The following is a 25,454-nucleotide window of genomic DNA, read 5'->3' as shown; positions in this document are numbered from 1 at the left end:
TTTAGGATCGCGCGCAGAGAGGAACCTGCCCGCAGTTATGTTTCGGATTGCCCGGTCCATTCGGGCTGCGCGCAACAAATTGAGCGCACAGTGCATTTCACTGGTCGCATTCATCGACACAGGGGCTATATTCGATGGGACAGGAGGCCCAATGACACGAACGCTTGCCCTTGTTTTCTCGGCACTAATCCCGCTGGCGGCCTTTGCCGCTGACGGGTCTGCACCTGCCGAAGACGAATTCGTCCGCCCCGCTGGTGACAGCGACCTCAGCGAGTTTTTGTGGGTCAGCCGACCCATCGTCGTCTTTGCCGACACCCCTGCGGATCCACGTTTCCAGCAGCAGATCGACATGCTGGTCGAGGGCGAAGCCGCCATGCGGGACCGCGACGTCGTGGTATTGACCGACACCGACCCATCGGCCCGATCCCCGATCCGGTCGCAGTTGCGCCCGCGCGGGTTCCAGATGGTATTTGTCGACAAGGACGGCGTGGTCAAACTGCGCAAACCGTCCCCGTGGAGCGTGCGCGAGATTGGCCGCTCCATCGACAAGACCCCCTTACGCGAACGCGAAATTCGCGAACGGCGCGAGGGCGGTTGAGCGTCTTCGCCACACCCAAGCCGCCCGGCACAGAACGCCGGGACAACAAAGGGATATGACAAAAACGCCACCATGATCACTCGAACTCGATGATCACATCGTCCACGGCAAGGCTGTCGCCGGGACCAGCGTTGATCTTGGCGACCACGCCTTTCTTCTCGGCGCGCAGGATGTTTTCCATCTTCATCGCCTCGACGGTGCACAGTGCCTGACCTTCCTGCACTTCCTGCCCTACTTCGACGTCGATCTTCACGATCAGGCCGGGCATCGGGCAAAGCAGCATTTTCGAGGTGTCTGGCGGCAGCTTTTCAGGCATCAGCTTGGCCAATTCCGCCTGGTGCGGGCGGCGCACATGCACTTTCAGGTCCGCACCCCGGTTGCGGATGCGGAACCCGCCCGAGATTTTTCCGACCTTCATGACCAGCGGATCACCATCGACATCCAGCACGGCCAATTGATCACCCGGCGTCCAGTCCGAAGCGACGCGAAGCGTCGTTCCGTCTGTAAAGGCGACAGTCGCGCCCTCTTTGTCGGCCTCGATCTTGACGTCAAACTCGTGCCCTTGCAGCGCGACATTCCAATGTGCGCCGACCTTACGTTCGTGGTTATCCATACGGCCTGACACTCGGGTCCGGCGGATTTCAGCAACACGGTACATGGCCGCGCAAGACGCTGCGATACGACGCAAGTCCGCTTCGGGCAGGGTCACGCCTTCGAACCCCTCGGGGTATTCCTCGGCGATGAATGCGGTGGTCATGTCGCCGCTAATGAATTTCGGGTGATCCATCACGGCAGACAGGAACGGCAGGTTGTGGCCGATGCCTTCGACTTCAAAACTGTCCAGCGCCACGCGCATCGCCTCGATCGCCTGATCGCGGGTCGGGGCCCAGGTACACAGCTTGGCGATCATCGGGTCGTAGTACATGCTGATCTCGCCGCCTTCATAAACGCCGGTATCGTTACGCACCGCGGCCTCGCCTTCGGGCGCGTCGCCTTGCCACTTGCCGTTCACCAACATGGGACCGGCAGCCGTTTCCATCGGCGGACGATACCGGGTCAGACGGCCAATCGAGGGCAAAAACCCGCGATACGGGTCTTCGGCATACAGGCGGTTTTCAATCGCCCAGCCGGTCAGCGTCACGTCATCTTGGGTAATGGTCAGTTTCTCACCAGCCGCCACACGGATCATCTGTTCCACCAGATCAACACCGGTAATCAGCTCGGTCACCGGGTGTTCCACCTGCAGGCGGGTATTCATCTCAAGAAAGTAAAAGTTCTTTTCCCCATCCACGATGAATTCAACTGTCCCGGCGCTGGCATAGTTCACGGCCTTGGCCAAAGCGACCGCCTGTTCGCCCATCGCTTTGCGGGTTTCGGGATCAAGGAACGGCGACGGGGCCTCTTCCACAACCTTCTGGTTCCGGCGCTGGATCGAGCATTCGCGCTCGCCCAGGTAAATGCCGTTGCCGTGGCTGTCACACAGAACCTGAATCTCGATATGGCGCGGCTGGGTCACGAATTTCTCAATGAAAATCCGGTCGTCGCCAAAGGAATTCGCAGCCTCATTCTTGGAGGATTGGAAGCCTTCGCGCGCTTCGTCGTCGTTCCACGCGATCCGCATGCCTTTACCACCGCCACCGGCGCTGGCCTTGATCATAACCGGATAGCCGATGTCGTTGGAAATCTTCACCGCCTCATCGGCGTCTTCGATCAGCCCCATATATCCGGGCACTGTCGAAACGCCTGCATCCTGAGCGATCTTCTTCGAGGTGATCTTGTCACCCATGCTTTCAATCGCACCGACCGGGGGGCCAACAAAGGCCGCGCCCTCGGCCTCCAGCGCCTCGGCGAATTTGGCGTTTTCCGACAGGAAGCCGTAACCGGGATGAACCGCCTGTGCGCCGCTTTGACGGATCGCATCCATAACCTTGTCGATCACGATATAGGACTGGTTCGCGGGGGGCGGGCCGATATGGACAGCTTCATCCGCCATCGACACATGCAATGCGTTCTTGTCCGCGTCCGAGTAGATGGCGACAGTGCCAATACCCATTTTACGCGCGGTCTTGATGACCCGGCAGGCGATCTCGCCCCGGTTGGCGATCAGGATCTTGTTGAACATGGGACGTCCTTTGTCTTGGTGTTCTGGGAACGCAAAACGCCGCCGCAGGGTCTAATCCCCACGACGGCGTGATGCGCGATGACGGTCGAGGCGACGCGCGCCCCGAAGACTACGTTAGTAGCAGTTTCTTTGTGTTTTGCAGAAAAGCACGTTGCCTGCGGCACCGACCGCAGCCCCGACAAACGGGTCGGCGCTGAGGACGGCCGCGCCCAACGCGCCCGCGCCGCCACCAAGCAGCGCCTGTTCGCCCGTGTTTTCACCGCAGGCCGTAAGGCCCGCACAGGTCGCCAATACGAGGACGACTTTTGAAATTCGCATGTTATCTGCCCCTTCAGGTTATTTGATGCATTCGGGGGCACATGTCGGATTTGCGCCTTGTTATTCAATATCAGGCGGATCAAATTTGGCGTTTGCGCAGAATTATGCCGCTTTTTGCGCAATTCATGCGCAAAGAAAAACGCGGGCAGGGAATTGTGAGTTTCACAAGCCTGCCCGCGGAAGGAAGGGGTACGGAATAGTAGGTGCATGTGCGGCGCAGGCAAAGTAGAGCCGCACGGCCTATCAACCATGCACGCCACCAATTCGGCCGCCAACCACTCATCGTTTCCTTTTGATTTTCCGGCTGAATCCTGCCCATACATCGAAACCTCGCGCAAATATGCGCCGACGGGAATTTGTAGACATGTGTTCACAGACGCTCTGCTAGCCGTCACGTAGCCGTTACACAAAGCTATCAATTCGACACTTCGCGCCAAATCGACCTCACGGCGTGCTGCGGGTGCGAAGATAACAAAACCCATGTTTTGCAACGCATTGGTATTTGCGTTCACCCCGCCGTGAAAGCCGGCGAGCGAAATAACACAGTCGCATGAGAAATCCGGCCCAAATCCTCCCGACTTGGTGATTTCCCTCCGCAAAGCTTGCGTGAAACCTTGGCCCTGCACACTCGCATACAAGGAATTATCCCCATGAAAACAAAGGGTAAATACGCTCGCCTGCTTGCTGCCAGCGCGCTCTGCGCGGTTGGCGTGCCGGCCTTGGCGCAAGATGCTGAAACCCAGGCCGAACTGGAGAACCTGCGACTCCGGGTCGAGGCGCTGGAGTCGCAGGATCCGAACTCGACCCCCGGCGAGTTCCGGATTGGGAACACGACCCTGGACCTGTACGGCTATGTCAAAGCTGATTTCTTCTACGACTTTGACTTTGATCAGGGCGACACGGCCTTCGTGAACGTCGTGGGTGAGCCCTCTGCCGCGACCAGCGGGACGTTCGGTGCAACCGTTCGGCAATCCCGACTCGGGCTTCTGACAAGTACGCCCAGCGCGATTGGCGATATCGGCGGGCAACTGGAACTTGACCTGTTCGCAGGTGGAGGTGCCGCCGAATTGCGCCTGCGTCACGCCAACATCCGCATTGGCGAACAATGGTTGATCGGTCAGTTCTGGACCAACTTCCAGCCACTGGACACCTACCCGACCTCGGTCGAATTCAACGGCCCGGTTGGTATTGCCTTCGCCCGTGTTCCACAGGTGCGTTATACCAATTCGTTCTCCAGCAACGCTGAATTCGCACTGTCCATCGAGGAAAATGTCGGCGGTTCGAATTCGGATGATCCGGTCCTGACGGCCTCGGCCGAGTATAATGATGGCAGGTTCATCGCGCGCGGTGCCCTGCTTTACGGTAAGGCCGAGGGCGGCGGTGTCGAAGTCGATCAGACCGGTCTGACCCTGTCGGGTTCGGCGCGCTTGTGGGAAGGCGGCCTGTTCCAGGTCAATTACGTCACCGGTGAGGCGCTTGGCCCGTGGCTGATCGGCCTTGGTGATGCGGTCGTCGGAGGCGAGGCGAACGACGTCGACGGATTCACCGTCGAACTGCGTCAGCAGCTGAACCCCAAATGGAATGTGGGCATCGCCTACGGCTATGAAGACTATGACTTGGCGACCTCGACCGGTACGCTGGCCTTTACCGAGCTTGAGACGATCCACGTCAACGCCTTCTATCAGGCGACCGACAACCTGACGCTGAGCGCCGAATACATCTTTGGCGGACGCAACGACGCCCCCACCGGACGGACGTTCGACGCCAACCGTGTTCAGGTGGCCGCGCAGCTTAACTTCTGACGCACGAACCTGACCCTGCCCCACACGGGGCGGGGTCAACCAGTCAGGACCTGACGTCCGCTGATATGTGGCGGCCAAAGGCACGTTCAGCGCACCCCATCGAAAATATCGGGAAATGACTGCCGCGCAGCGTCGACGTCAATCACCAAAAGCGCATCATAGCTGGCGGGGTCAAACGGATCTTCGGCCGGGATCACCTCGCGCTGGAACAGCCAGCTCAGCCGCCCTGCATCCAGATTTCCACGCTCAAATGGTTGATCCCCGAAATGCTCCCACAGCGCCTGCATGAAAGCTGTATCTGCACGCCTGTCCGCCGGTTTGCGGTCACGAAACCGTTCACGGGAGGTTATTGGGGTCACCCCCTTTGGATTGGCTCGACGGATGGTGAACTGAAAATCCGTTCCGGCCAAACGGCCCGGGAAACCGCGATGTTTCAACATGCTGTCACCTCGCGAAAATAAGAACAAAACGCACATCCGTTGCAGGACGAAGCCATTTCAAACACCCCCATAGCGTCTTTACTGGTCAGAAATGCTTTGACTGGTTTACACACGGTCATCATGGTCAAAGCCCCTCCCAGATACACCGGGACTGTTCCAGCCGGTAGGCCTCGAAAAACTGCGTGGCATCAGGAGCAGAGCGGCCAAATTCCGTAGGACGATCAGATAGGGAAATAACGACGCGAGCCGGCTCAAGCTCGTACTGCGCGACGTAGGCAACAGCCAGTGTCTGACATAGATGCTCCATATCAACCGAAGCGACGTCATAGCCAATTCGCCCGACATCAGACCCGATCTTTGGCGCGATAAACCGAAACCGCACCCACAGCTCTCCGGGGTTGTTGTCCAGAAGAACATCGCGCAGGTATACGGGCTGACCTGACGGGACCGGCAACAGCGCCGAAGTCTCGGCAAAAGTCGTAGCGGGCTGCGCAAGAAGGGTCAGAATAAAGGCACGACCCCAGACCTGCCAATGGCAAGCTCCTCTCTCCGGGATCGTGCGCGCATGGCTTTTGGCCCGCGCTTTCCTATTTCTGATAACCACATTCATTTAACAGCTTTGACCTCAAAGTCAAACTTGACTTTCATTAAGCCTAGTTGCCCGGTTCAAGTTCGGCCCTCGAACCAAGCAACCTGTTCTGCACCAATACCTTACAGCGGGATATTGTCGTGCTTTTTCCACGGATTCTTGAGCTGCTTGTTCCGCAGGCTGGCAAAGGCACGGGACACGCGGCGGCGCGTTGACTGCGGCATGATCACCTCATCAATGAAGCCACGCTCAGCAGCGACAAAGGGATTGGCAAAACGGTCTTCATAGTCCTGCGTATGCTGTGCAATTTTCTCAGCATCCCCCAGATCGGCACGGTGAATGATCTCGGTCGCGCCCTTGGCACCCATCACAGCGATCTCGGCAGTCGGCCACGCATAGTTAAAGTCCCCGCGCAGGTGCTTGGACGCCATAACGTCATAGGCCCCGCCATAGGCTTTGCGGGTGATCACGGTAACCTTCGGAACGGTCGCCTCACCGTAGGCAAACAGCAGCTTTGCACCGTGTTTGATGACGCCGCCATATTCCTGACTGGTCCCCGGCAGGAAGCCCGGCACATCAACCAGCGTCAGGATCGGAATTTCGAAGCAATCGCAGAAACGCACGAACCGAGCCGCCTTGCGGGAACTGTCGATGTCCAGACAGCCCGCCAAAACCATCGGCTGGTTTGCGACAACACCAACGGTCTGGCCTTCCAAGCGGATAAAGCCGGTGATGATGTTCTTGGCGTAGTCTTCCTGAATTTCGTAGAAATCCCCCTCATCCGCCACTTTGGTGATGAGTTCTTTCATGTCATAGGGGGTATTCGGATTATCTGGGATCAACGTGTCCAGAGAAGCCTCAATCCGGTCAGGTTCGTCAAAGAAGGGGCGGACCGGTGGTTTTTCACGGTTGTTCAGCGGCAGGAAGTCAACCAAGCGGCGAACTTCGGCCAGCGCTTCAACATCGTTCTCGAACGCTCCGTCCGCGACCGAGGATTTCTTGGTGTGGGTCGAAGCGCCGCCCAATTCCTCGGCTGTGACGACCTCGTTGGTGACAGTTTTCACAACGTCGGGGCCTGTCACGAACATGTAGGAGGTGTCTTTGACCATGAAGATAAAGTCGGTCATCGCCGGGCTGTAGACCGCACCACCGGCACATGGCCCCATGATCACGCTGATCTGCGGTACCACGCCCGAGGCCATGATGTTGCGCTGGAAAACTTCTGCATAACCGGCCAGCGACGCAACGCCTTCCTGAATCCGCGCACCACCCGAGTCATTGATACCAATCACAGGTGCTCCGTTCTGGATCGCCATGTCCATGATCTTGCAGATTTTCTGCGCGTGGGTTTCCGAAAGGGATCCGCCAAAAACGGTAAAGTCCTGACTGAACACATAAACCATGCGGCCATTAATCGTGCCCCATCCAGTCACGACACCGTCGCCAGCGGGCTTTTGGTTCTCCATCCCGAAATCAGTGCAACGGTGGCTGACAAACATGTCGAATTCTTCAAAGCTGCCTTCGTCCATCAGCAACTCGATCCGCTCACGCGCGGTAAGTTTGCCTCTTGCATGCTGTGCGTCGATACGTTTTTGCCCGCCCCCTAGACGGGCATCGTTGCGGCGGCTTTCTAGTTCGGTCAGGATGTCTTTCATGACGATGATCCCCTCTAAAATTTGTCGGGACACTATACGCATCGCACCAAGGACCAAAGCACCATTCGGCAAATTTGCAAATCTTTGGAAATATCCTTTCGGAAAATTGTAAATTTGCTAATATTGTATCGAGTTCGGCAAGACGGATGGTAATTGCGACGCCGCTCACTATACATGTGAACCATGCAGTTCAGTTCACCCTCGACGCGACGTTCGCCGCCCACGATTACAACACTCGTCCTTTTGTCGGGGCTGTCTGCGCTAAGCCTGAACCTGTTCCTGCCCAGCCTTCCGAATATGGCGCTGTATTTCAACGCGGACTACAAGGTCATGCAGTTGTCAATTGCCCTGTACTTGCTGGTCAACGCCGTTCTGCAAATTCTGATTGGACCGATCGCGGACAAGGCCGGTCGCAGGCCAGTCCTGCTTTGGGGATTATCCTTGTTCTTGCTTGCCACACTCGGCAGCATCTACGCACCCAATGTCGAAGTTTTCTTGGCCTTCCGCATGTGTCAGGCGGTCATTGTCGTCGGAATGGTGCTTAGCCGTGCAGCCGTGCGCGACCTTTATGATCAGGATCAAGCCGCCTCAATGATCGGATATGTCACTATGGGGATGGCCGTCGTTCCCATGATCGGTCCTGCAGTCGGTGGCCTTCTGGAAGAAAGCTTCGGCTGGAAGGCAAACTTTTGGCTGCCATTCGTCCTTGGCGCGTTGACTCTGCTGCTTGTATATCTCGACTTTGGCGAAACCAGCGCCAAAAGCGGCAAAACGTTGGGACAGCAATTCAAGGAATACCCCGAGTTGCTGACGTCGCCACGGTTCTGGGGATATTCGCTGTCATCGGCCCTGTCATCAGGTGCCTTTTTTGCCTATCTCGGCGGCGCGCCCTTTATCGGCACCGAGCTTTTTGGCCTGACCGCATCCGAGGTTGGAATTTACTTTGGCGCACCCGCAATCGGGTATTTCTTCGGGAACTTTATCAGCGGGCGGTATTCGGTTCGATTTGGCGTAAACCGCATGGTTCTTTGGGGGAGCGCATTGAACGCCGCGGGAGTCTTACTGTCCGCTATACTGTTCCTTGCCGGTTTCGGTACTGCACTCAGCTTTTTTGGCTTCATGACCTTCGTCGGTGTTGGCAATGGCATGACGATACCGAACGCCACCTCGGGCGCCCTGTCCGTTCGCCCCCATTTGGCCGCCACAGCCTCTGGCCTCAGCGGTGCCATCATGCTCGGCGGCGGCGCTGGCCTTAGCGCACTGGCTGGCACCTTGTTGACGCATGAGACCGGCGCGATGCCCTTGTTGTGGCTAATGCTCGCCACCGCTGCACTCGCGGTTTGCGCAATCGCAACGGTGATCCGACGCGAGCGGCAATTGGGCCTATAAGACGGCTTGCACCCAATAGTTTGCAAAGTTAGCCTAGCGCGACAGAAAAGTTGCAAAGGCAGACCATGGCGACCCAAAAGCTATATGCTGGTGCGAAACTGCGCGAAATGCGCACACGTCTGGCGCTGACTCAAAAGGAATTCGCAACCAAACTGGGTGTTTCGCTGCCATACCTAAACCAAATGGAGAACAACAACCGCCCGATATCGACGACGGTTGTTCTGGCTCTGGCGCAAGAGTTTGGAATGGACGTGACCGAACTCAGCACAGGTGACAGCGAACGGCTTGTCTCGGACATGCGGGAGGCTTTGGCAGACCCTGTGTTCGATGACGCGACCCCTCCGCTGGCAGACCTGCGCCTGACGGCATCAAATGCGCCCGCACTTGCTCGTGCGTTTATTGCGCTACACCGCACGTACCGGCAGACCCACGAAAGACTGGCGTCGCTTGACGAAGCGCTGGGGCGTGAGGACGCCCAGATACAAGCAAGTCCCTGGGAAGAAGTTCGTGACTTCTTTCATTACTGCGACAACTACATCGACGCCGTCGACCGCGCCGCCGAGAGGTTTTCCAGCCGGGCTTCAGACGCCGGCGATATTCGCACAGCCGCCATAGAAAGCCTGAGCGAACGCGGTATCAGAGTTCAGTTTCCGGATATCGCAGAAACGCGGAAATACGACGCAGACAGTAAAACGCTTTTCCTGTCGTCACGCATTGCGCCCCAGACTCAGGTGTTCCAGTTGTTATTGCAGGTCGCTTTGATCGACCAGGACAAGCTGCTCGATGCGACACTGGATTTTGCAAAATTTCAAAGTGACGAGGCCCGCGCAATCGCGAAAATCGGTCTTGCCAACTACTTCGCGGGCGCCTCCCTGATGCCATACAGCAAATTTCTAGCGGCGGCACAGGAATACAGGCACGATCTGGAATTGCTCAGCAACAGTTTTGGCGCGTCGATTGAACAGGTGGCCCACCGACTTTCCACCCTACAACGCCCCGGCGCCAAGGGGATTCCGTTCTTTTTCGTACGTGTGGATCAGGCCGGAACGATTACCAAACGCCACTCAGCCACCCGACTGCAATTTGCCCGGTTCGGAGGCGCATGTCCGCTGTGGAACGTGCACCGTGCCTTTGAAACGCCCGGCCACTTCCTAAGACAACTTGCCGAAACGCCAGACGGCGTCCAGTATATCTCCCTTGCGCGGGACGTGTCCAAATCGGGGGGATCGTTTGGCGCGCCAGTGCGCCGCTATGCCATAGCGCTTGGATGTGAAGTGCGCCATGCCGAGGCACTGGTTTACGCAGACAATCTGGATATCAACAACGCCAGCGCATACGAACCCATCGGCATATCCTGCCGCATCTGCGAACGCCAGAATTGCCATCAACGCTCTGTTCCACCGCTGGAGCGCCGTCTGTCAATCGACGCGCATTCACGTGGCACGCTGCCCTACGAAGTCACCTGATCTTCACCTGGCAAGAAAATATCCCGGGGGAGTCGCGGCCTGCCGCGACGGGGGCAGAGCCCCCGCCCTTTTGGATCAGGCTTTCGACAAGATCGACCAGATCTCATCCTTCAGGGCTGCGCGTTTCTTGCGCAGCTCGCCTTCGGCCAGTTCTTCCATCGGTTCAACATTGGTTTCCGCGCGGTGAACGCTGCGATTAATCTCGTGATACTCATCTGCCAGCCGCGCGAAATGCGCGTCCGACTGCTTGAGCTGGCTCATCAGGTCAACTTTGTCCGGAAACTCTTCGGCCAGTTCATGCGGGGTGTGGGACATTCCTGTTCGCTCCTTGAATATGTCGTTGCGATTCAGACTATAGATGATTCCCATACCCCGCTTTGACGCGGATCAAATTACCGTTGTGCAGTAGCCCATTGCGGATGAATCCAGGGCCGGTCATTGGCCTTTGGCAAGGGATCTCGGCCCAGAAGATGATCCGAGACTTTCTCACCCACCATAATCGACGGGGCATTCAAGTTGCCGTTGGTGATCTGCGGAAAGAGTGAACTGTCAGCCACACGCAACCCGTCCACCCCAATCACTCGGCCCTGCGGATCTACAACAGCATTCCTGTCGTCCGCCCGCCCCATTCGGCAGGTGCCGCAGGGATGATACGCGCTCTCGGCATGCTCGGCGATAAAGCCGTTTAGCTCTTCATCGCTTTGAACGCCTTCACCCGGCTGAATTTCCTTCCCGGCAAATGGCTTGAAAGCCTCCTGCCCGAATATTTCACGCGTCAGTCGTATACAGGTCCGGAAATCCTCCCAGTCCTGTTCGTGGCTCATGTAGTTAAAGCGGATCACAGGTGCATCCTCGGCCCGCGCTGAACGCAAGGTTACAGACCCGCGCGACGGAGACCGCATCGGCCCCACATGTGCCTGAAACCCGTGCCCTTCGGCCGCCGCCTGCCCGTCATAGCGCACCGCGATTGGCAGGAAGTGGTATTGGATATCGGGGTACTCGACCCCTGGCTTTGACCGAATAAAGGCCGCACTTTCGAACTGGTTCGACGCCCCAAGCCCGGTTTTGGTGAACAACCACTGCGCCCCGATCAAACCCTTGCTGATCAGGTTCCAATGCTTATACAACGTGATCGGCTGCAACGACGCTTGCTGGATATACAGTTCCAAATGGTCTTGCAGGTTTGCCCCCACACCGGGGCGATCAGCGACAACCTCGATTCCATGTTCAGCCAATTGTGCCGCAGGGCCAATTCCCGACAGCATCAACAGCTTGGGTGAGTTGATCGACGACGCCGCCAGAACTACCTCGCGCCGCGCACGGATGATCTCTTTCTTGCCGCCTCGGATCAGTTCGACGCCCGTGGCGCGACTATTCTCAATCACGACCCGTGAGGCAAGACCGCGGACAATATCGCAATTCTCGCGCTTGAGGGCGGGCTTCAGATAAGCATTTGCCGCCGACCATCGCCGCCCCTTCCAAACGGTCTGCTCCATCGGGCCAAAGCCTTCCTGCTTTTCGCCGTTATAGTCGCCCGTGACCTCGTACCCGGCTTGCTGACCCGCATCGACGAACGCTTTGAACAGTGGGTTCTCGCGCGGGCCGCGTGACACGTGCAACGGACCATCGGTGCCGCGCCACGCGGTATCGCCACCATGACCTCCGTCGTGCCACGTTTCCATGCGTTTATAGTAAGGCAGCACATCCGCGTAGGACCAGCCATCCGCGCCCATCTCGGCCCAGGTGTCAAAGTCACGCGCATGGCCACGTACATAGACCATGCCGTTGATCGAGGACGATCCGCCAATCACCTTCCCGCGCGGACAGGCCAGCCGGCGGTTGTTCAGATGCGGCTCGGGCTCGGACTTGTAGCCCCAGTCGTACCGCGCCATGTTCATCGGATAGCTGAGAGCGGCAGGCATCTGGATGAACGGTCCGGCATCGGTGCCGCCATGTTCGATCACCAGAACCGAGGCCCCGGCCTCGCTCAGTCGATATGCCATCGCGCAGCCAGCGGAGCCTGCGCCAACGATGACGAAATCTGCTTCCATTTTCGGGTCTCCATTGCCGCTTCAGCGCCAAGATCTCTGTCGAATACTCTCAGCAAGACTGAAGGGGGTATTTCTAATTCAGTCAGTTATTCTCCTCGGGGAAAGCGCTGGCTTTCCTCGACGATATTAAGGTCCATGTGATTGCGCATGTAACGTTCGGACGCCTTCTGCAGCGGCTGATAATCCCACGGGTAATAGCCGCCCTGACGCAACGCCTCGTAAACGATCCAACGGCGGGCCTGGCTTGCACGGACATCCGCGTCAAAGCGGTCCAGATCCCAGCGAGCCTCGGACTTGGCGCGCAAGGTTTGCAGGGTGCCGGCGTGTTCGGGTTTGCCCGCAAGGTTTTCCAACTCGTGCGGGTCGGCCTCAAGGTCGAAAAGCTGATCGGGGTCCAATGCACAGCGGTTGTATTTCCACTTGCCATAGCGCAGCGAAACCAGCGGGGCATAGGACGCCTCCGCTGCGTATTCCATTGCAACGGGGGCCGTGCGCTCAGATCCCTGCGCCAGCGGAACAAGGTTCTCACCATCGGTCCACGGCGCGATCTCGGCCATATCCACACCAGCCAGCGCACCCAGTGTTGGGGTCACGTCGATGGTTGAAACAGGCGTATCAATTCGGCCCACTGCAAGGTCAGGCGCTGAAATCATCAACGGCACACGGGACGAGCCTTCAAAGAAGGTCATCTTGAACCACAAGCCCCGTTCGCCCAGCATGTCACCATGGTCCGAGACGAACAGGATGATCGCTTCCTGGCGCGTGGTTTCCAGCACCTCAAGAATCTCGCCGATCTTGTCGTCCAGATAGGAGATGTTTGCGAAGTAAGCCTGCCGTGACTTGCAGATATCATCCTCAGTGATATCGAAGCTGCGCCAGTCGTTTGCGTCGAAAATCCGTTTCGAATGTGCGTCCTGATTGTCATAACCAAGGTCCGGAACCTCGGGCATCAGGTGCTCGCAATCTTCGTACAGGTCCCAGTATTTTCGGCGGGCCACATAGGGATCGTGCGGATGGGTAAAGCTGACGGTCACGCACCAAGGCCGCTCATCCTTGCCTCGCGCCAGATCATACAGTTTGGCTTTCGCGTTGTAGGCAACCTCGTCGTCGTACTCCATCTGGTTCGAGATTTCGGCCACGCCCGCGCCCGTCACCGAGCCCATATTGTGATACCACCAGTCGATCCGCTCACCCGGTTTGCGATAATCCGGCGTCCAGCCGAAATCGGCAGGGTATATATCGGTGGTCAGGCGATCCTCGAACCCGTGTAGCTGATCGGGGCCGACAAAATGCATCTTGCCGGACAGACAGGTGTAGTACCCCGCCCGGCGCAGATGATGCGCATAAGTCGGGATGTCGCTGCGAAATTCAGCCGCGTTATCATAAACACCAGTCCGAGAGGGCAACTGCCCGGACATGAAGCTTGCGCGCCCCGGCGCGCATAGTGGCGATGCCGTATAGGCATTGGCAAACCGGGTCGAACGATCAGCCAGCTTTTTCAGGTTCGGAGCATGAAGCCATTCCGCGGGACCGTCTGGAAAGAGGGTCCCGTTCAACTGATCCACCATCAGGATCAGAATGTTCGGTTGTGTCATTTTTCAGCCTCGAGAAAGGTGTTGAGCACCCGAATGGCGTGATTAACCGCCAGTTGCGGTTCTTCCGGGGCACTAAGCGCGGCGCGGATATAAAGCCCGTCAATCAGCGCGATCATGTTTTCCGCCGCTTCAACCGGATCAGACAGCAGCGGCCGCAGCGCAAATATCAGATTTGACCGGATGCGGGCCTGATAAATCTGCCACAAACGAAGCGCGTCTTCGTTTGTCTGCGCAAGGACATAGAATGTCATCCATGCGGCGATCACGTCAGGCGTGAAACAGGACGGCGCAAAGCAGGATCGGATGATGGCTTGCGCACGTTCATCGGGTGCTGCGGACTTGAGCTCCTCCCGCGCTTCGGCCCCGAAGTCGGATAGGATTTGGCGCATCGCAGCAAGGAATATCTGATCTTTCCCACCGAAATAGTGATGGGCCAGCGCGCTGGACATCCCTGCACGTTTCGCAATTTGGCTTACGGTCACATCAAGGGACTTCTTGGACCCAAGCTCGGCAATCGTCGCCTTGACGATCGCATCACGACGAATTGGCTCCATTCCGAGTTTCGGCATCACGGCCCCCTCACCTGCTACTGGTAAGGAAACGCTATGCGGTTTTTATTGACTCGTCAATCAATAACGATTTTTCGGCCGCTACACGCTTAAAGTTTGGGCGCGATACTGGGCGTGGTCAAGCTGCTGCGGTTCAGAACAGCTTCGCGCCATGCAATGAAACTTACGGCTGCAAGAATCAAAGTTCCCCCTGCAACGACCCAGATGTCGACGCTCTCGTGGAACACTAATGCGCCAAGAAGTGTGGCCCAGATCAGTTGCAAGAACGTCACCGGCTGAGTGACGGCCACAGGTGCCGCCTGAAGCGCAAGCGTCATGAAATAATGGCCAAGAGTCGCAAAACTGGCGACTAGAAAGAGAACGCCCAGATCATACAGGCTGGGCGGGGTCCAAACCGCAGCGGCAAAGGGAACCAGTGCCACCGTTACCCAAATCGACATATGCGCGACGACGACCGAAGGCGGTAGGTCCCGCACCAACGTTTTAGCCAACAGGTACGACGCCCCCAGCATCAGGGACGTCCCCAACATCGCCAGATGACCGGCCGAGATTTCACGAAAACCCGGGCGCAGAATGATGGCAACCCCGATCATGGCAACAAGGATCGCTGCAATCCGGCGAATGGCCAGCTTCTCGCCCAGAAACAGCGCCGCACCCAGAGTCACATAGACTGGCGTCATGTAATTCATGGCCGTGACCTCGGCCAACGGGATTTGCGTCATGGAAAAAAACCACAGCATGACCGCGACTGCATGGACCAGACCACGCACTCCGAACATCGCAACATGCTTGCGTGTCAGATGTGTGGTAACGATCAGGCGCAGCGCGGGCAGCAAAAAGACCAACCCAAAGGCAAACCGCAAAAAGGCCGCTTGAATAGGGTTCATGGACGTCCCCAGCGATTTGACCAGCGCTGTCATAACGACAAACGCCAAACCGGCGGAAAACATCCAGAACATGCCCGCGACAGGGCGATACAAAGCGGCTTGAGTTGTCATGTTAACGATTCAATACCGAATTGCCGCCGGGAACAACCCTTCACATCGCAACAAGCTTTGCCGCAAGCGTCAGCATCACGACCCCGATTACCACGTCCAGCACTTGCCATGCTCTGGGTCGGGCAAAGACAGGCGACAAAAGACTCGCCCCGTATCCGAGGGAAAAGAAGAAAACGAAACTGGCGGACATAGCTCCCAACGCAAAGGCCAATTGATCTTCGTATTGGGCGGAAATCGAGCCGATCAACACAACCGTATCCAGATAGACATGGGGGTTGAGCCACGTAAACGCGAGCACTGTCAGCAAAACGGATTTCAGGCTGGCCGTCTGCCCCTGCCCGACCTCCATGACGGCCCCGCCGCGCCAGGCCGAACTGAGGCTGCGTAACCCGTACCACGTCAGGAATATCGCACCGCCATAGCGCATGGCCGTTTCAAACCAGGGAAAAATCTGCGCCAGTGTGCCGAAACCCGCGACGCCCGCTGCGATCAGAATTGCGTCTGAAACGGCACATGTCAGACACAAGGAAAACACATGTTCGCGCCGCAGCCCCTGACGCAGGACGAATGCGTTCTGCGCACCAATGGCAAGGATCAGACTAAAGCCAAGCACAAAGCCTGCAATCAGAGATGTGGACATGTAACCTCCTGTGTTTGGACGTTGACTATGCCCATCCTCGCGATCTATCAAATTAAAGATGTTGATGCTGGTTAAGTTCTACTAATGATAATCGACCCCCATCACTTGTCTGCATTGTCGGCTATTTTGCGACACGGCAGTTTCGAGGCCGCGGCCGATGACCTGTCTGTAACGCCGTCGGCGATTTCTCAACGGATCAAGGCCTTGGAAGATCGTGTTGGGGCGGCTTTGATACACCGCGGCACACCTTGTACGGCCACCCCAATGGGGTTGCGGATCGCGCAACACGCCGAGGATATCGGATTGCTCGAGGCGAAACTGGCGCGAGAGCTTACCCTCGATCGCAAATCAGGTCCGGCGCGGGTGCGTATCGCAGTCCCGGCAGATTGTCTGGCAACCTGGTTTATTGATGCGATGGCTCGGGTCAACGACCTGCTGTTCGATCTGGTCATTGACGATCAGGATTACTCAGCCGAGTGGTTGCGGCGCGGCGAAGTCAGCGCCGCGGTAACCGTCGGCGGACAAACAATTGCCGGATGTGACGCGATTGCCTTGGGCGCGCTGAGGTATCTTCCCACGGCCAGTCCGGAATACCTGCGGACGTGGTTCCCAAACGGTGTAAACGAAGCCAGTTTAACCCGCGCGCCCTGCCTGACCTTCAATCGAAAGGACAGCTTGCAAAAGGAATGGATCGCCCTGCAGACGGGCCGCCGTCTTTCTCCGCCTTCGCACTTCCTGCCCTCTTCGCAGGGGTTCGTGGATGCGGCAATTGCAGGATTGGGATGGGGGATGAACCCGGTGGGTCTGGTGGAAACAGCCCTATCGGACGGACGGCTGGGATTGCTGGTTGAAGATGCGCCGCTGGATATCCCGATGACGTGGCAGGTCGGGCGTATTCTGGCCCCCGCGCTCAGGCCGTTAACCGCCGCTGTCCTGAAATGCGCCCAGCGCGCCCTTCGGCCTGACGCATAACTCGCTGATCAAGACTAAACTGGAACTTTGGAACGCGGAACAACCACGCGATAACATGCGATGGCAGCAAAAAGGCTTATAATAACGATTAACAGGATCGCCCAGGCCACTTCGTGCATATGGGCAATCCCTGCAAGTGCGGCAGACAGAATAACCCCGGAAATTCGGCAGATACTCTTTATAGCGGCGGCACCTTTTACCCGCTGATCTTTGGGCGCGACGTCAAGAAAGTACAGCTTCCGCGCACTGCTGATCCCCGTAACTGCGACCGTCACAATAAACAACGCAACCGCGTGCAGGTGGACGTCATGATCGACACCCAAGTAGTGAACGGACAAAAGGGCGGCTCCGGTCACGGCGACCATCAGGTTTCCCGTAACCATGACCGCACGATGCGATTTCATGTTCACCAATTGCCACAACGGAGCCGATACCAGATAGCCTGACGCCGATGAAATTATCATCGCGGTCAGACCCTTGGCCGAGGTGTGGTGTGCTTCGGCTGCGATCAGGGCGAAGAACGGCACAGATAGGGACACCACGACAATCGGCAGGCGCATGATCATATAGCGACGGAACCACGCCTCGTTAAACATGGCTGCGATATCCGTGAAATTCTCGGTGAACTCCCGTTTTTTCGCGGCAGAGGCTTGGTCGCTCATCGGTGGCCGCGAAGTTCCTTCGGACATCGCCAAAATGGACAGACCAGACAACACAAAGAATGTCACCGACACCGCAATAATAGCGGAATGGCGCGAAAATGGTGGGTTTTCCTTTGTAATTTCGTGAACCAATAGCGCCAGCCCGATGGCACCTAACCCACCAACGCCAAGCTGCAGATAATGCATGATCATCCGCGACTTTGATTGAACGTGATCGCCCAGAAGGTCAGTGTACATCAGCGATTGGATCTCTTCGATCAGACCGATCAGAAAGAACGCGGACACAAAGGCAATCGCGATAAGGGGAACCTTTCCGGTCGCGGCAATGACAAGTGCCGCAACGAGGCATGCGCCTATTGCGATTTCCGTCATTGCGATACCGCGCTTCTTGCGCTCGCGGGCTGAAATCGGCTGGGCAAGGAACACATCGGAAATCATGCTGCCGACCATGCGCACCGATACCAGCGCACCCGCGACGAACATCGGCAGTTCCAGCGAGACGGCAAGAAAAGGCAAAACGATGGACGGGCTGCCAAGTGTCCAGGCGACCTGAGACAGAATGCTCTGCCCGGTCAGAACGGGGATGTTCCGTTTTGCAGTGTTAGAAGGGCTGTTCGTCATTCACTCGATCATGTGACACCCCTTTTTCGGCCTGAATTAAGGCTAAGGGTCGATTGCGTTTCATGGCAGCTTACCGAGTTTAACAGCACCGGCCAAGCATCCAGAAAACGCAAACAAAAAACCCGGCCAATGGCCGGGTTCTTGCAGAGTAATTCAGGTTCGGATCAAAGTTGAGCCATAACCTCGTCCGATGCCTCGAAATTGGTTGTGACGCGCTGGACGTCATCATCGTCTTCCAACGCATCGACCAGCTTCATCAGCTTCTGCATGTCGTCCAAACCCAACTCAGTGGTCGTAGTCGGTCTCCAAACCAGCTTAGTCGACTCGGTCTCGCCCAGTGCCGCTTCCAATGCGTTCGACACGTCATTCAGATCGGTATCGGCGCACCAGATGATGTGACCCTCGTCCGAGCTTTCGACATCTTCGGCACCTGCCTCGATCGCCGCTTCAAACACGGTATCAGCATCGCCCACGGTCGCGGGGTAAACAACTTCGCCCTTGCGTTCGAACATGAACCCGACCGAGCCGGTCTCGCCAAGATTTCCGCCATTTTTCGAAAAGGTCGAGCGCACGGTCGACGCAGTCCGGTTTCGGTTGTCGGTCATTGTTTCGACAATTACAGCCACACCGTTCGGGCCATAGCCTTCATACCGGATTTCCTCGTAATCGTCGCCTTCACCTGCGACCGACTTCTTGATTGCGCGGTCGATCACGTCCTTGGGGACCGAGTTCGACTTGGCCTCTTTCACCGCCAGACGCAGGCGCGGGTTCTTGTCGGGATCGGGATCGCCCATCTTGGCGGCGACGGTGATCTCTTTCGACAGCTTGGAAAACAGCTTGGACCGCGCGGCGTCCTGACGTCCCTTGCGGTGCTGGATATTGGCCCATTTGGAGTGGCCTGCCATGGTGCGTCCTCGTGATAGTGATTGCGTATTCGGCGCTCATATAGACGTTTGCGGGCCTCGGGATCAAGAGAGCGGCTTGTCCGGTGGCCACTTGCGGGTATGGTGTCGGCATGACGACAGATCAGATTATTCTATTTACCCTTTTTGCAACTGTATTTGGAATGCTGCTGTGGGGGCGTTACCGGTATGATCTCGTGGCGTTTTCCGCCCTGTTGATCGGGGTCGTGCTTGGGGTCGTACCAGTGGACGATGCCTTTGCCGGGTTCGGTCATCCGGCCACGATTATCGTAGCGCTGGTTCTTGTCGTTTCCGCCGGGCTGGTGCGGTCGGGTGCCGTTTTCATGATCACACGCACATTGGTCGATGCGTCGCGCGGCCTGGGTGCTCATATCGCTCTGATGGGCGGAATCGGGGCTGTTCTGTCAGCCTTCATGAATAACGTGGCAGCGCTGGCGCTTTTGATGCCTGTCGACATTCAGACCGCGCGAAAAGCGGGGCGGTCCGTCGGGCTGACTCTGATGCCGCTTAGCTTTGCGACCATTCTGGGCGGTATGGCCACGCTGATCGGCACACCCCCCAATATCATCATTGCCTCGATCCGCGCGGAAACACTGGGTGAGCCGTTCCATATGTTCGATTTTGCCCCGGTTGGCGGTCTGGCGGCTATTGCGGGCCTGGCTTTTGTCTCGTTGGTTGGCTGGCGGCTGATTCCCAATCGCGGACCGCAAGAAGAAAGCTCCGAGGCGCTGGCCGAGTATATTGCCGAACTGACGATCCCACCGGATTCGGCCCATATCGGCAAACGGGTCAGCGAACTGTACGAGGTCGCCGAAAAATCGGACGTCGCCATCATCGGCCTGATCCGGGATGGCAAACGGCGGTACGGCCGTTCGGCACATGCAACCCTGCACGAGGGCGACGCGCTTGTACTGGAGGCCCGCCCCGAAGCACTGGACGAATTCCGCGCGGCGCTGAATCTGAATTTCTCGGACACGCGTCGACAGGAATTGCTGACGGCCGAAGGTGATGGGCTGGAAGTGATCGAAGTCGTCGCCACCGAGAGCGCGCGCATTACTGGACGTACCGCGCAAGGTTTGGGCTTGGCTTGGCGCCAAAGCACGGTTCTAATGGGTATCTCGCGCCAGGGTCGCAGGATCACCCAGCAAGTTCGGAAAACTGAAGTGGAGGCCGGTGATATCCTTTTGCTGCTCTGCCCACGCGACCGGAGTGCGGATGTCACCGAATGGCTTGGATGCCTGCCTTTGGCTGAACGCGGGTTGAATGTCACCGCCAATGACAAGGCTTGGCTGGCGATTGGCCTGTTTGCTGCTGCCGTTATTGCGGCCAGCGTTGGGCTGATCTACCTGCCGATTGCGCTGGGGCTGGTGGTCGTTGCCTACGTGCTGACCAAGATCATGCCCATTGCAGATCTCTACAACCATATCGAATGGCCCGTGGTCGTTCTGCTGGGGTCGATGATCCCGTTGGGCAGCGCGCTTGAAACCTCTGGCGGTACGGAACTGATTGCAAACGGGCTGATCCAACTCACCAATGGAATGCCCGCCTGGGCTATTTTGACGGTGCTGATGGTCGTCACGATGACGCTGTCCGATGTGCTGAATAACACGGCAACGGCGATCGTCGCGGCCCCGGTTGGCATCCAGATGGCCCGCACGCTTGAGGTTTCGCCTGACCCGTTTCTAATGACCGTCGCCGTCGCAGCCTCGGCCGCGTTCCTCACGCCGATCGGACATAAGAACAACACGCTGGTGCTGGGCCCCGGCGGGTATCGCTTTGGCGACTACTGGCGCATGGGGCTGCCGCTGGAAATTCTGATCATTGCGGTTTCGATCCCCGCAATCCTTGTGTTCTGGCCGCTGTGACGGGTAAAGGCTGCGTATGAAACGATTTCTGATCCTGCAACTGCGCCCTGAAACCGATGCATCGGACGCTGAGTATGCCTCGATCCTGGACAAGACCGGGCTGACACCCGACCAGACGCATCGTTTCCAGCTGGACCGCGAAGACCTGCCCGAAGGTTTGAACGTGACGGATTATGCAGGCGTGATTGTCGGCGGAGGTCCCGGTTGTGTCAGCGACGACCCGGCGACAAAATCTGCGGTCGATGCGCGGGTTGAGGCGGCGATCATGGGGCTGATGCCGCAGATCACCGCGCAGGACCATCCCTTCATGGGGTGCTGTTACGGTTTGGGGATTCTGGCGGCCCATCTGGGCGGAGAAGTCAGCAAAGATCGCTTCGGCGAACCCGTCGGCCCATCTACTTGCCGCCTGACGGAAGACGGAATGCAGGACCCGCTGACCTCGGGGCTAGAGCCACGCTTTGACGCCTTTGTTGGCCACAAGGAAGCGGTTCAGGCCTTGCCCGAGGGTTGCGTGCACCTGTTGGCCTCGGACCCCTGCCCGTTTCAGATGATCCGTTGGGGCCAGAACGTATATGCCACTCAGTTCCATCCCGAAGCCGACGCGCGCGATTTTGAAGAACGGATCAACATCTACAAGCATCACGGCTATTTCCCGCCCGAAGATGCCCAGCGCCTGATCGACATCTGCCATGCGGCGGACGTCACCCAGCCGCGCAAAATCCTTCGGCGGTTTGCACAACGGTATGGATGACCCTACGGCGCTGTTGCCTGATCGCGCGCCCCTCGCATAGGCTGCCCGGAACGGCTTTGGGAGGAGTTGTTCTTGGATCTCATAATAAATGTCGGCCTGCCCTTGTCGCTGGCCATCATCATGCTGTCATTGGGCATCGGGCTGGAAGTCGCCGATTTTCGCCGTGTTTTAAGCAGGGGCTACCCGTTCGCGATCGGCGCCATATCGCAGATAATCCTGCTGCCCGTTGCAGCCTTTGCGACCGTAAAGCTGTTTGCCTTGCCGCCGGAAATCGCGGTCGGCTTCATGCTTCTCAGCTTTTGCCCCGGCGGGGTCACAAGCAATATCCTGTCCAAACTGGCCAAGGGTGATGTCGCGCTTTCCGTCAGCCTGACGGCGGTCATCAGCCTGCTGTCCATGCTGACCGTTCCCATTCTAGCCGCTTGGTCCATTGCTCATTTCATGGGAGAGGACGCGCCCGAAGTCTCAATCACAGGGCTGGCCATCGCCCTATTCCTGATCACCACATTGCCTGTCGCCATCGGCGTCAGCATCCGACATTTCGCAACCAGGTTCGCCAACCGGGTCGACGCGCCGTTATCAAAGCTTGCCACGATCCTGTTTGTCCTGATCGTCATTGCCGCACTAGCCGGTAACTGGCAGTTGTTCGTGGACAATCTCAGCATTATGGGCGCAGGCTTGATCACGCTTAATATCGCCTTGCTGCTGATTGGCCTTGGTTTAGCACGCGCCGCAAATCTGTCGTGGGATGAGAGTAAGACGGTCTCAATCGAAACCGGCATTCAGAACTCGACCTTAGGAATAACACTAGCCGCCTTGATTACAGGCACCGAAAGCGGGTTTAGTCCGCTTGCGCTTCCGTCCGCCGTTTACGGAATCACGATGTACGCGGTCGCCCTTCCCCTGATCCTTTGGTTCCGCCGCCGCTGAGAGGAGTTTTCATGTCCAACAATACTGCTGACGCCATTGTCGTCGGGGCTGGTCTGGCTGGTCTGGCCGCCGCAGCCGAACTAGGGGATCGCGGCAAGAAAGTGATCATACTGGATCAGGAACCGCAGCACTTTCTTGGCGGGCAAGCGTTCTGGAGCCTTGGCGGACTGTTCATGGTCGACACGCCCGAACAGCGCCGGATGGGAATTCGCGACAGTCACGAACTGGCCATGAGAGATTGGCTGGGCAGCGCCCAATTCGACCGGGACGACGACGCCTGGCCGCGTAAATGGGCGGAAGCCTATGTCGAGTTCGCCGCCGGGGAAATGCGCCCCTGGCTGCATGATATGGGTCTGCGGTGGTTCCCAATCGTCGGCTGGGCAGAACGCGGCGGGTCCTATGCGGACGGTCACGGAAACTCGGTTCCCCGGTTTCACATCACATGGGGTACCGGTCCGGGCGTTTTGGAACACTTCATCCGCCGTGTGCAAGAGCATGTCGCCACCGGACTGGTCGAAATCAAGTTCCGCCATCAGGTCAGCCACATCATCATGCAAAACGGCTGCGCCAAAGGTGTCTCGGGCGAGGTGTTGGCCGATGACCCCGCCCAGCATGGGGCCAAAACCAACCGCGACGAAGTCGGAGAATTCGAGATTTACGCACCATCTGTCATCGTCAGTTCCGGCGGGATCGGTGGTAATTTCGAGATGGTCCGCAAGAACTGGCCCCGCGACCGGCTTGGGGAACCCCCAAAGGATATGGTTGCGGGCGTGCCCTTTCACGTTGATGGCCGAATGATCGCGATCAGTGAAAAGGCTGGTGGGCACGTGATCAATGGCGACCGGATGTGGCACTATACCGAAGGGGTGCGAAACTGGAATCCGATCTGGCCGTCCCACGGAATTCGTATCCTGCCCGGCCCAAGTTCGATGTGGTTTGATGCGCGTGGAAACCGGATGAAACCACCCTGCCTGCCGGGGTTTGACACACTGGGTACACTGAAGGAAATCCTGAAAACCGGGTATGAATACAGCTGGTTCGTCCTGACCCAGAAGGTGATCAAAAAAGAATTCGCGCTTTCGGGGTCCGAGCAGAACCCGGACATGACCGATGGTGGTTGGCGCGAAGTTCTGTTGCAGCGCATTTTGACCGGCTCGAAGGCAACAGCCCCGGTTGAGGCGTTCAAGGAACACGGTGAGGATTTCATAGTCGCCAATACGTTGACCGAGCTGGTGAGCGGCATGAATCAGATGGGCAGCGGTCTGATCGACGAAGCCCACCTTCGCGCCCAGATCGAAGCGCGGGACTCACAGATCGACAATCCGTTCACCAAAGATGCGCAGATGGCGGCGATTCTGGCGGCGCGCAACTATCGCGGGGATCGTTTGATCCGAACCGCCAAACCGCACAAGTTTCTTGATCCGGCCAATGGGCCACTGATCGCGGTTAAGCTGCACGTTCTAACCCGTAAAACTCTGGGCGGTCTGCAAACAAATCTCGACAGTCAGATGGTCGGAGCCGACGGTCAGGTCGTCCCCGGCCTGTTTGCCGCCGGAGAGGTCGCCGGGTTCGGTGGTGGCGGCTACCACGGGTACAACGCGCTCGAGGGCACGTTCCTTGGGGGCTGCATTTTCTCTGGCCGCAATGCCGGGCGGTCTCGGGCCGTCGCGTGACGGCCCCAGCTATCAACTCGCCCGTGCGAACTGGATGACGGCCTGCCCTGCGCTGTCTAGCAGCACAAGCGTGTCGCCTTTGAACGCATAAGCCGTCACGCCGGACAGGGCTTTGAAGAACTCGCGCTCGATCTCATCCAGCGGCGGCGGGCAAGCCATCAGGGTCGCGGCCATGTTGTCCGGAAAGTCAATCTGACTTCCGGTAATCTCGGCCTCGCCTGCGAACCGGTTGCAGCCGCCGCTGCCTGAAAACGCCCCACCTTCGGCAAAGGCAAGTTCTGGGCGCTTTTCTGTCTCAAGCGGTTTTCCGTTCAGCCCGGTCGCCATCCACTTTGTGTTTTCCAACGTGGCGACCCCCTGTGGTTGGGCTTGGACCAGAACCAGATCGACAGTGTTTCCTTCCCCGTTCGTCAGAACCGGATACGCCGTGTCCGTCGTGAACAGCAGCTTGTCACCTTGATAGATCGACCCACGCACCACATACCGCATCCTGTCTCGGATCAGCGCATCGTCGTAGCTAAGCTCGAATTGGGCGGGCACTCCTGTCAATGCATAGCGCTTGGAAGACAGCGTCACCGACGGCGCATCGGCGCGCGAAACATCCTGCAACTGCACCAACAGGGTTGCATCAGGCGGCACTGCGATACGTTCGCGATAGGTGGCCGTGCCTTCAATCGTTCCGGCACTCGCAGCGCCCCCCAGAACGGCGGTCAGCGCGACAGCAGCCAGGGCAGAAGATCCGGATTTGAGCATATGTTTGCTCCTTCCTGCAAAATCATTTCCAGAAACATTGTAATAGAGGCCGATTTTACAAGGACTTCGCCG

General features: G+C 57.8%; 23 protein-coding genes. 9 read left to right on the top strand and 14 right to left on the bottom strand.

The features are described from left to right. Positions 1-151: 151 nt before the first annotated feature. Positions 152-598: a DUF4174 domain-containing protein gene (locus GOX73_RS00775; RefSeq protein WP_171120521.1), complete on the top strand. Its 447-nt coding sequence runs from the start codon at positions 152-154 to the stop codon at positions 596-598. A gap of 76 nt (positions 599-674) precedes the next feature. On the opposite strand, the gene GOX73_RS00770 is transcribed toward GOX73_RS00775, so the two are convergent. Together GOX73_RS00770 and GOX73_RS00765 are read right to left on the bottom strand one after the other, a co-directional pair. Next, positions 675-2,720 (bottom strand): acetyl/propionyl/methylcrotonyl-CoA carboxylase subunit alpha, encoded by a 2,046-nt coding sequence (locus tag GOX73_RS00770; protein ID WP_171122414.1) that lies wholly within the window; start codon positions 2,718-2,720, stop codon positions 675-677. A 114-nt stretch (positions 2,721-2,834) separates the two neighbouring features. Beyond that, a complete protein-coding gene (locus GOX73_RS00765; protein ID WP_171120517.1) occupies positions 2,835-3,038 on the bottom strand; it encodes a hypothetical protein in 204 nt (67 codons plus the stop codon). A 650-nt stretch (positions 3,039-3,688) separates the two neighbouring features. Here GOX73_RS00765 and GOX73_RS00760 point away from each other — a divergent pair. Beyond that, complete coding sequence (locus GOX73_RS00760; protein ID WP_171134752.1) at positions 3,689-4,840, top strand: DcaP family trimeric outer membrane transporter; 1,152 nt, start codon at positions 3,689-3,691, stop codon at positions 4,838-4,840. Positions 4,841-4,926: 86 nt separating this feature from the next. Here the strand turns inward: GOX73_RS00760 and GOX73_RS00755 are convergent, their stop codons facing one another. The 3 genes from GOX73_RS00755 to GOX73_RS00745 all read right to left on the bottom strand — a co-directional run bounded on the left by GOX73_RS00755 (position 4,927) and on the right by GOX73_RS00745 (position 7,524). Further along, entirely contained in the window at positions 4,927-5,280 is a 354-nt protein-coding gene (locus tag GOX73_RS00755) for a hypothetical protein (RefSeq protein WP_171120512.1), read from the bottom strand. Positions 5,281-5,404: 124 nt separating this feature from the next. After that, positions 5,405-5,890: a DUF6497 family protein gene (locus GOX73_RS00750; RefSeq protein ID WP_254429094.1), complete on the bottom strand. Its 486-nt coding sequence runs from the start codon at positions 5,888-5,890 to the stop codon at positions 5,405-5,407. 101 nt (positions 5,891-5,991) lie between these two features. After that, complete coding sequence (locus GOX73_RS00745) at positions 5,992-7,524, bottom strand: acyl-CoA carboxylase subunit beta (RefSeq protein WP_171120510.1); 1,533 nt, start codon at positions 7,522-7,524, stop codon at positions 5,992-5,994. Between the two features lie 183 nt (positions 7,525-7,707). Here GOX73_RS00745 and GOX73_RS00740 point away from each other — a divergent pair, with 183 nt between their 5' ends. Further along, positions 7,708-8,913: a multidrug effflux MFS transporter gene (locus GOX73_RS00740; RefSeq protein ID WP_171122412.1), complete on the top strand. Its 1,206-nt coding sequence runs from the start codon at positions 7,708-7,710 to the stop codon at positions 8,911-8,913. 65 nt (positions 8,914-8,978) lie between these two features. Next, positions 8,979-10,379 (top strand): short-chain fatty acyl-CoA regulator family protein, encoded by a 1,401-nt coding sequence (locus GOX73_RS00735; RefSeq protein WP_171122410.1) that lies wholly within the window; start codon positions 8,979-8,981, stop codon positions 10,377-10,379. Positions 10,380-10,454: 75 nt separating this feature from the next. Here GOX73_RS00735 and GOX73_RS00730 read toward each other — a convergent pair whose 3' ends face one another. The 6 genes from GOX73_RS00730 to GOX73_RS00705 all read right to left on the bottom strand — a co-directional run bounded on the left by GOX73_RS00730 (position 10,455) and on the right by GOX73_RS00705 (position 16,232). After that, positions 10,455-10,694 (bottom strand): YdcH family protein, encoded by a 240-nt coding sequence (locus GOX73_RS00730; protein ID WP_171120501.1) that lies wholly within the window; start codon positions 10,692-10,694, stop codon positions 10,455-10,457. 77 nt (positions 10,695-10,771) lie between these two features. Next, the gene (gene betA, locus GOX73_RS00725) at positions 10,772-12,430 is read right to left on the bottom strand and encodes a choline dehydrogenase (RefSeq protein ID WP_171122408.1); all 1,659 of its coding nucleotides are present in this window, start codon (positions 12,428-12,430) and stop codon (positions 10,772-10,774) included. An 86-nt stretch (positions 12,431-12,516) separates the two neighbouring features. Further along, positions 12,517-14,025, bottom strand: a complete 1,509-nt coding sequence (betC, locus tag GOX73_RS00720; protein WP_171122406.1) for a choline-sulfatase — start codon at positions 14,023-14,025, stop codon at positions 12,517-12,519. After that, positions 14,022-14,594 carry a transcriptional regulator BetI gene (betI, locus tag GOX73_RS00715; protein WP_171120494.1) on the bottom strand — a complete coding sequence of 191 codons (573 nt, stop codon included), beginning with the start codon at positions 14,592-14,594 and terminating at the stop codon, positions 14,022-14,024. Before betI ends, betC begins: the two co-directional genes overlap by 4 nt. Before the next feature lie 89 nt (positions 14,595-14,683). Then, positions 14,684-15,592, bottom strand: a complete 909-nt coding sequence (locus GOX73_RS00710; RefSeq protein ID WP_171122404.1) for a DMT family transporter — start codon at positions 15,590-15,592, stop codon at positions 14,684-14,686. A 40-nt stretch (positions 15,593-15,632) separates the two neighbouring features. Next, positions 15,633-16,232: a LysE/ArgO family amino acid transporter gene (locus GOX73_RS00705; protein WP_171122402.1), complete on the bottom strand. Its 600-nt coding sequence runs from the start codon at positions 16,230-16,232 to the stop codon at positions 15,633-15,635. Positions 16,233-16,316: 84 nt separating this feature from the next. On the opposite strand from GOX73_RS00705, the gene GOX73_RS00700 reads away from it, so the two are divergent. Then, a complete protein-coding gene (locus GOX73_RS00700) occupies positions 16,317-17,204 on the top strand; it encodes a LysR family transcriptional regulator ArgP (protein WP_171122400.1) in 888 nt (295 codons plus the stop codon). Between the two features lie 14 nt (positions 17,205-17,218). On the opposite strand, the gene GOX73_RS00695 is transcribed toward GOX73_RS00700, so the two are convergent. Together GOX73_RS00695 and GOX73_RS00690 are read right to left on the bottom strand one after the other, a co-directional pair. Next, positions 17,219-18,487 (bottom strand): MFS transporter, encoded by a 1,269-nt coding sequence (locus GOX73_RS00695; protein ID WP_171122398.1) that lies wholly within the window; start codon positions 18,485-18,487, stop codon positions 17,219-17,221. Positions 18,488-18,651: 164 nt separating this feature from the next. Continuing rightward, on the bottom strand, positions 18,652-19,392 hold the full coding sequence (locus GOX73_RS00690; protein WP_171120485.1) for a YebC/PmpR family DNA-binding transcriptional regulator: 741 nt from the start codon (positions 19,390-19,392) through the stop codon (positions 18,652-18,654). A 110-nt stretch (positions 19,393-19,502) separates the two neighbouring features. Here GOX73_RS00690 and GOX73_RS00685 point away from each other — a divergent pair, with 110 nt between their 5' ends. The 4 genes from GOX73_RS00685 to GOX73_RS00670 all read left to right on the top strand — a co-directional run bounded on the left by GOX73_RS00685 (position 19,503) and on the right by GOX73_RS00670 (position 24,629). Then, positions 19,503-21,275 carry an SLC13 family permease gene (locus tag GOX73_RS00685; protein ID WP_171122395.1) on the top strand — a complete coding sequence of 591 codons (1,773 nt, stop codon included), beginning with the start codon at positions 19,503-19,505 and terminating at the stop codon, positions 21,273-21,275. A gap of 16 nt (positions 21,276-21,291) precedes the next feature. Further along, the gene (locus GOX73_RS00680; protein ID WP_171122393.1) at positions 21,292-22,026 is read left to right on the top strand and encodes a glutamine amidotransferase; all 735 of its coding nucleotides are present in this window, start codon (positions 21,292-21,294) and stop codon (positions 22,024-22,026) included. A gap of 72 nt (positions 22,027-22,098) precedes the next feature. Next, entirely contained in the window at positions 22,099-22,956 is an 858-nt protein-coding gene (locus tag GOX73_RS00675; RefSeq protein WP_171122392.1) for a bile acid:sodium symporter family protein, read from the top strand. Positions 22,957-22,967: 11 nt separating this feature from the next. After that, positions 22,968-24,629, top strand: a complete 1,662-nt coding sequence (locus tag GOX73_RS00670) for an FAD-binding dehydrogenase (RefSeq protein ID WP_171122390.1) — start codon at positions 22,968-22,970, stop codon at positions 24,627-24,629. A gap of 12 nt (positions 24,630-24,641) precedes the next feature. Here the strand turns inward: GOX73_RS00670 and GOX73_RS00665 are convergent, their stop codons facing one another. Continuing rightward, positions 24,642-25,382, bottom strand: coding sequence for a YbaY family lipoprotein (locus GOX73_RS00665; RefSeq protein WP_171122387.1), 741 nt, complete (start codon positions 25,380-25,382; stop codon positions 24,642-24,644). Between the last annotated feature and the right edge of the window lie 72 nt (positions 25,383-25,454).

The organism is Ruegeria sp. HKCCD7221, assembly GCF_013031225.1.
In the GTDB taxonomy this organism is placed as follows: domain Bacteria; phylum Pseudomonadota; class Alphaproteobacteria; order Rhodobacterales; family Rhodobacteraceae; genus Ruegeria.
This window is presented reverse-complemented; position numbering and strand designations above follow the sequence as displayed.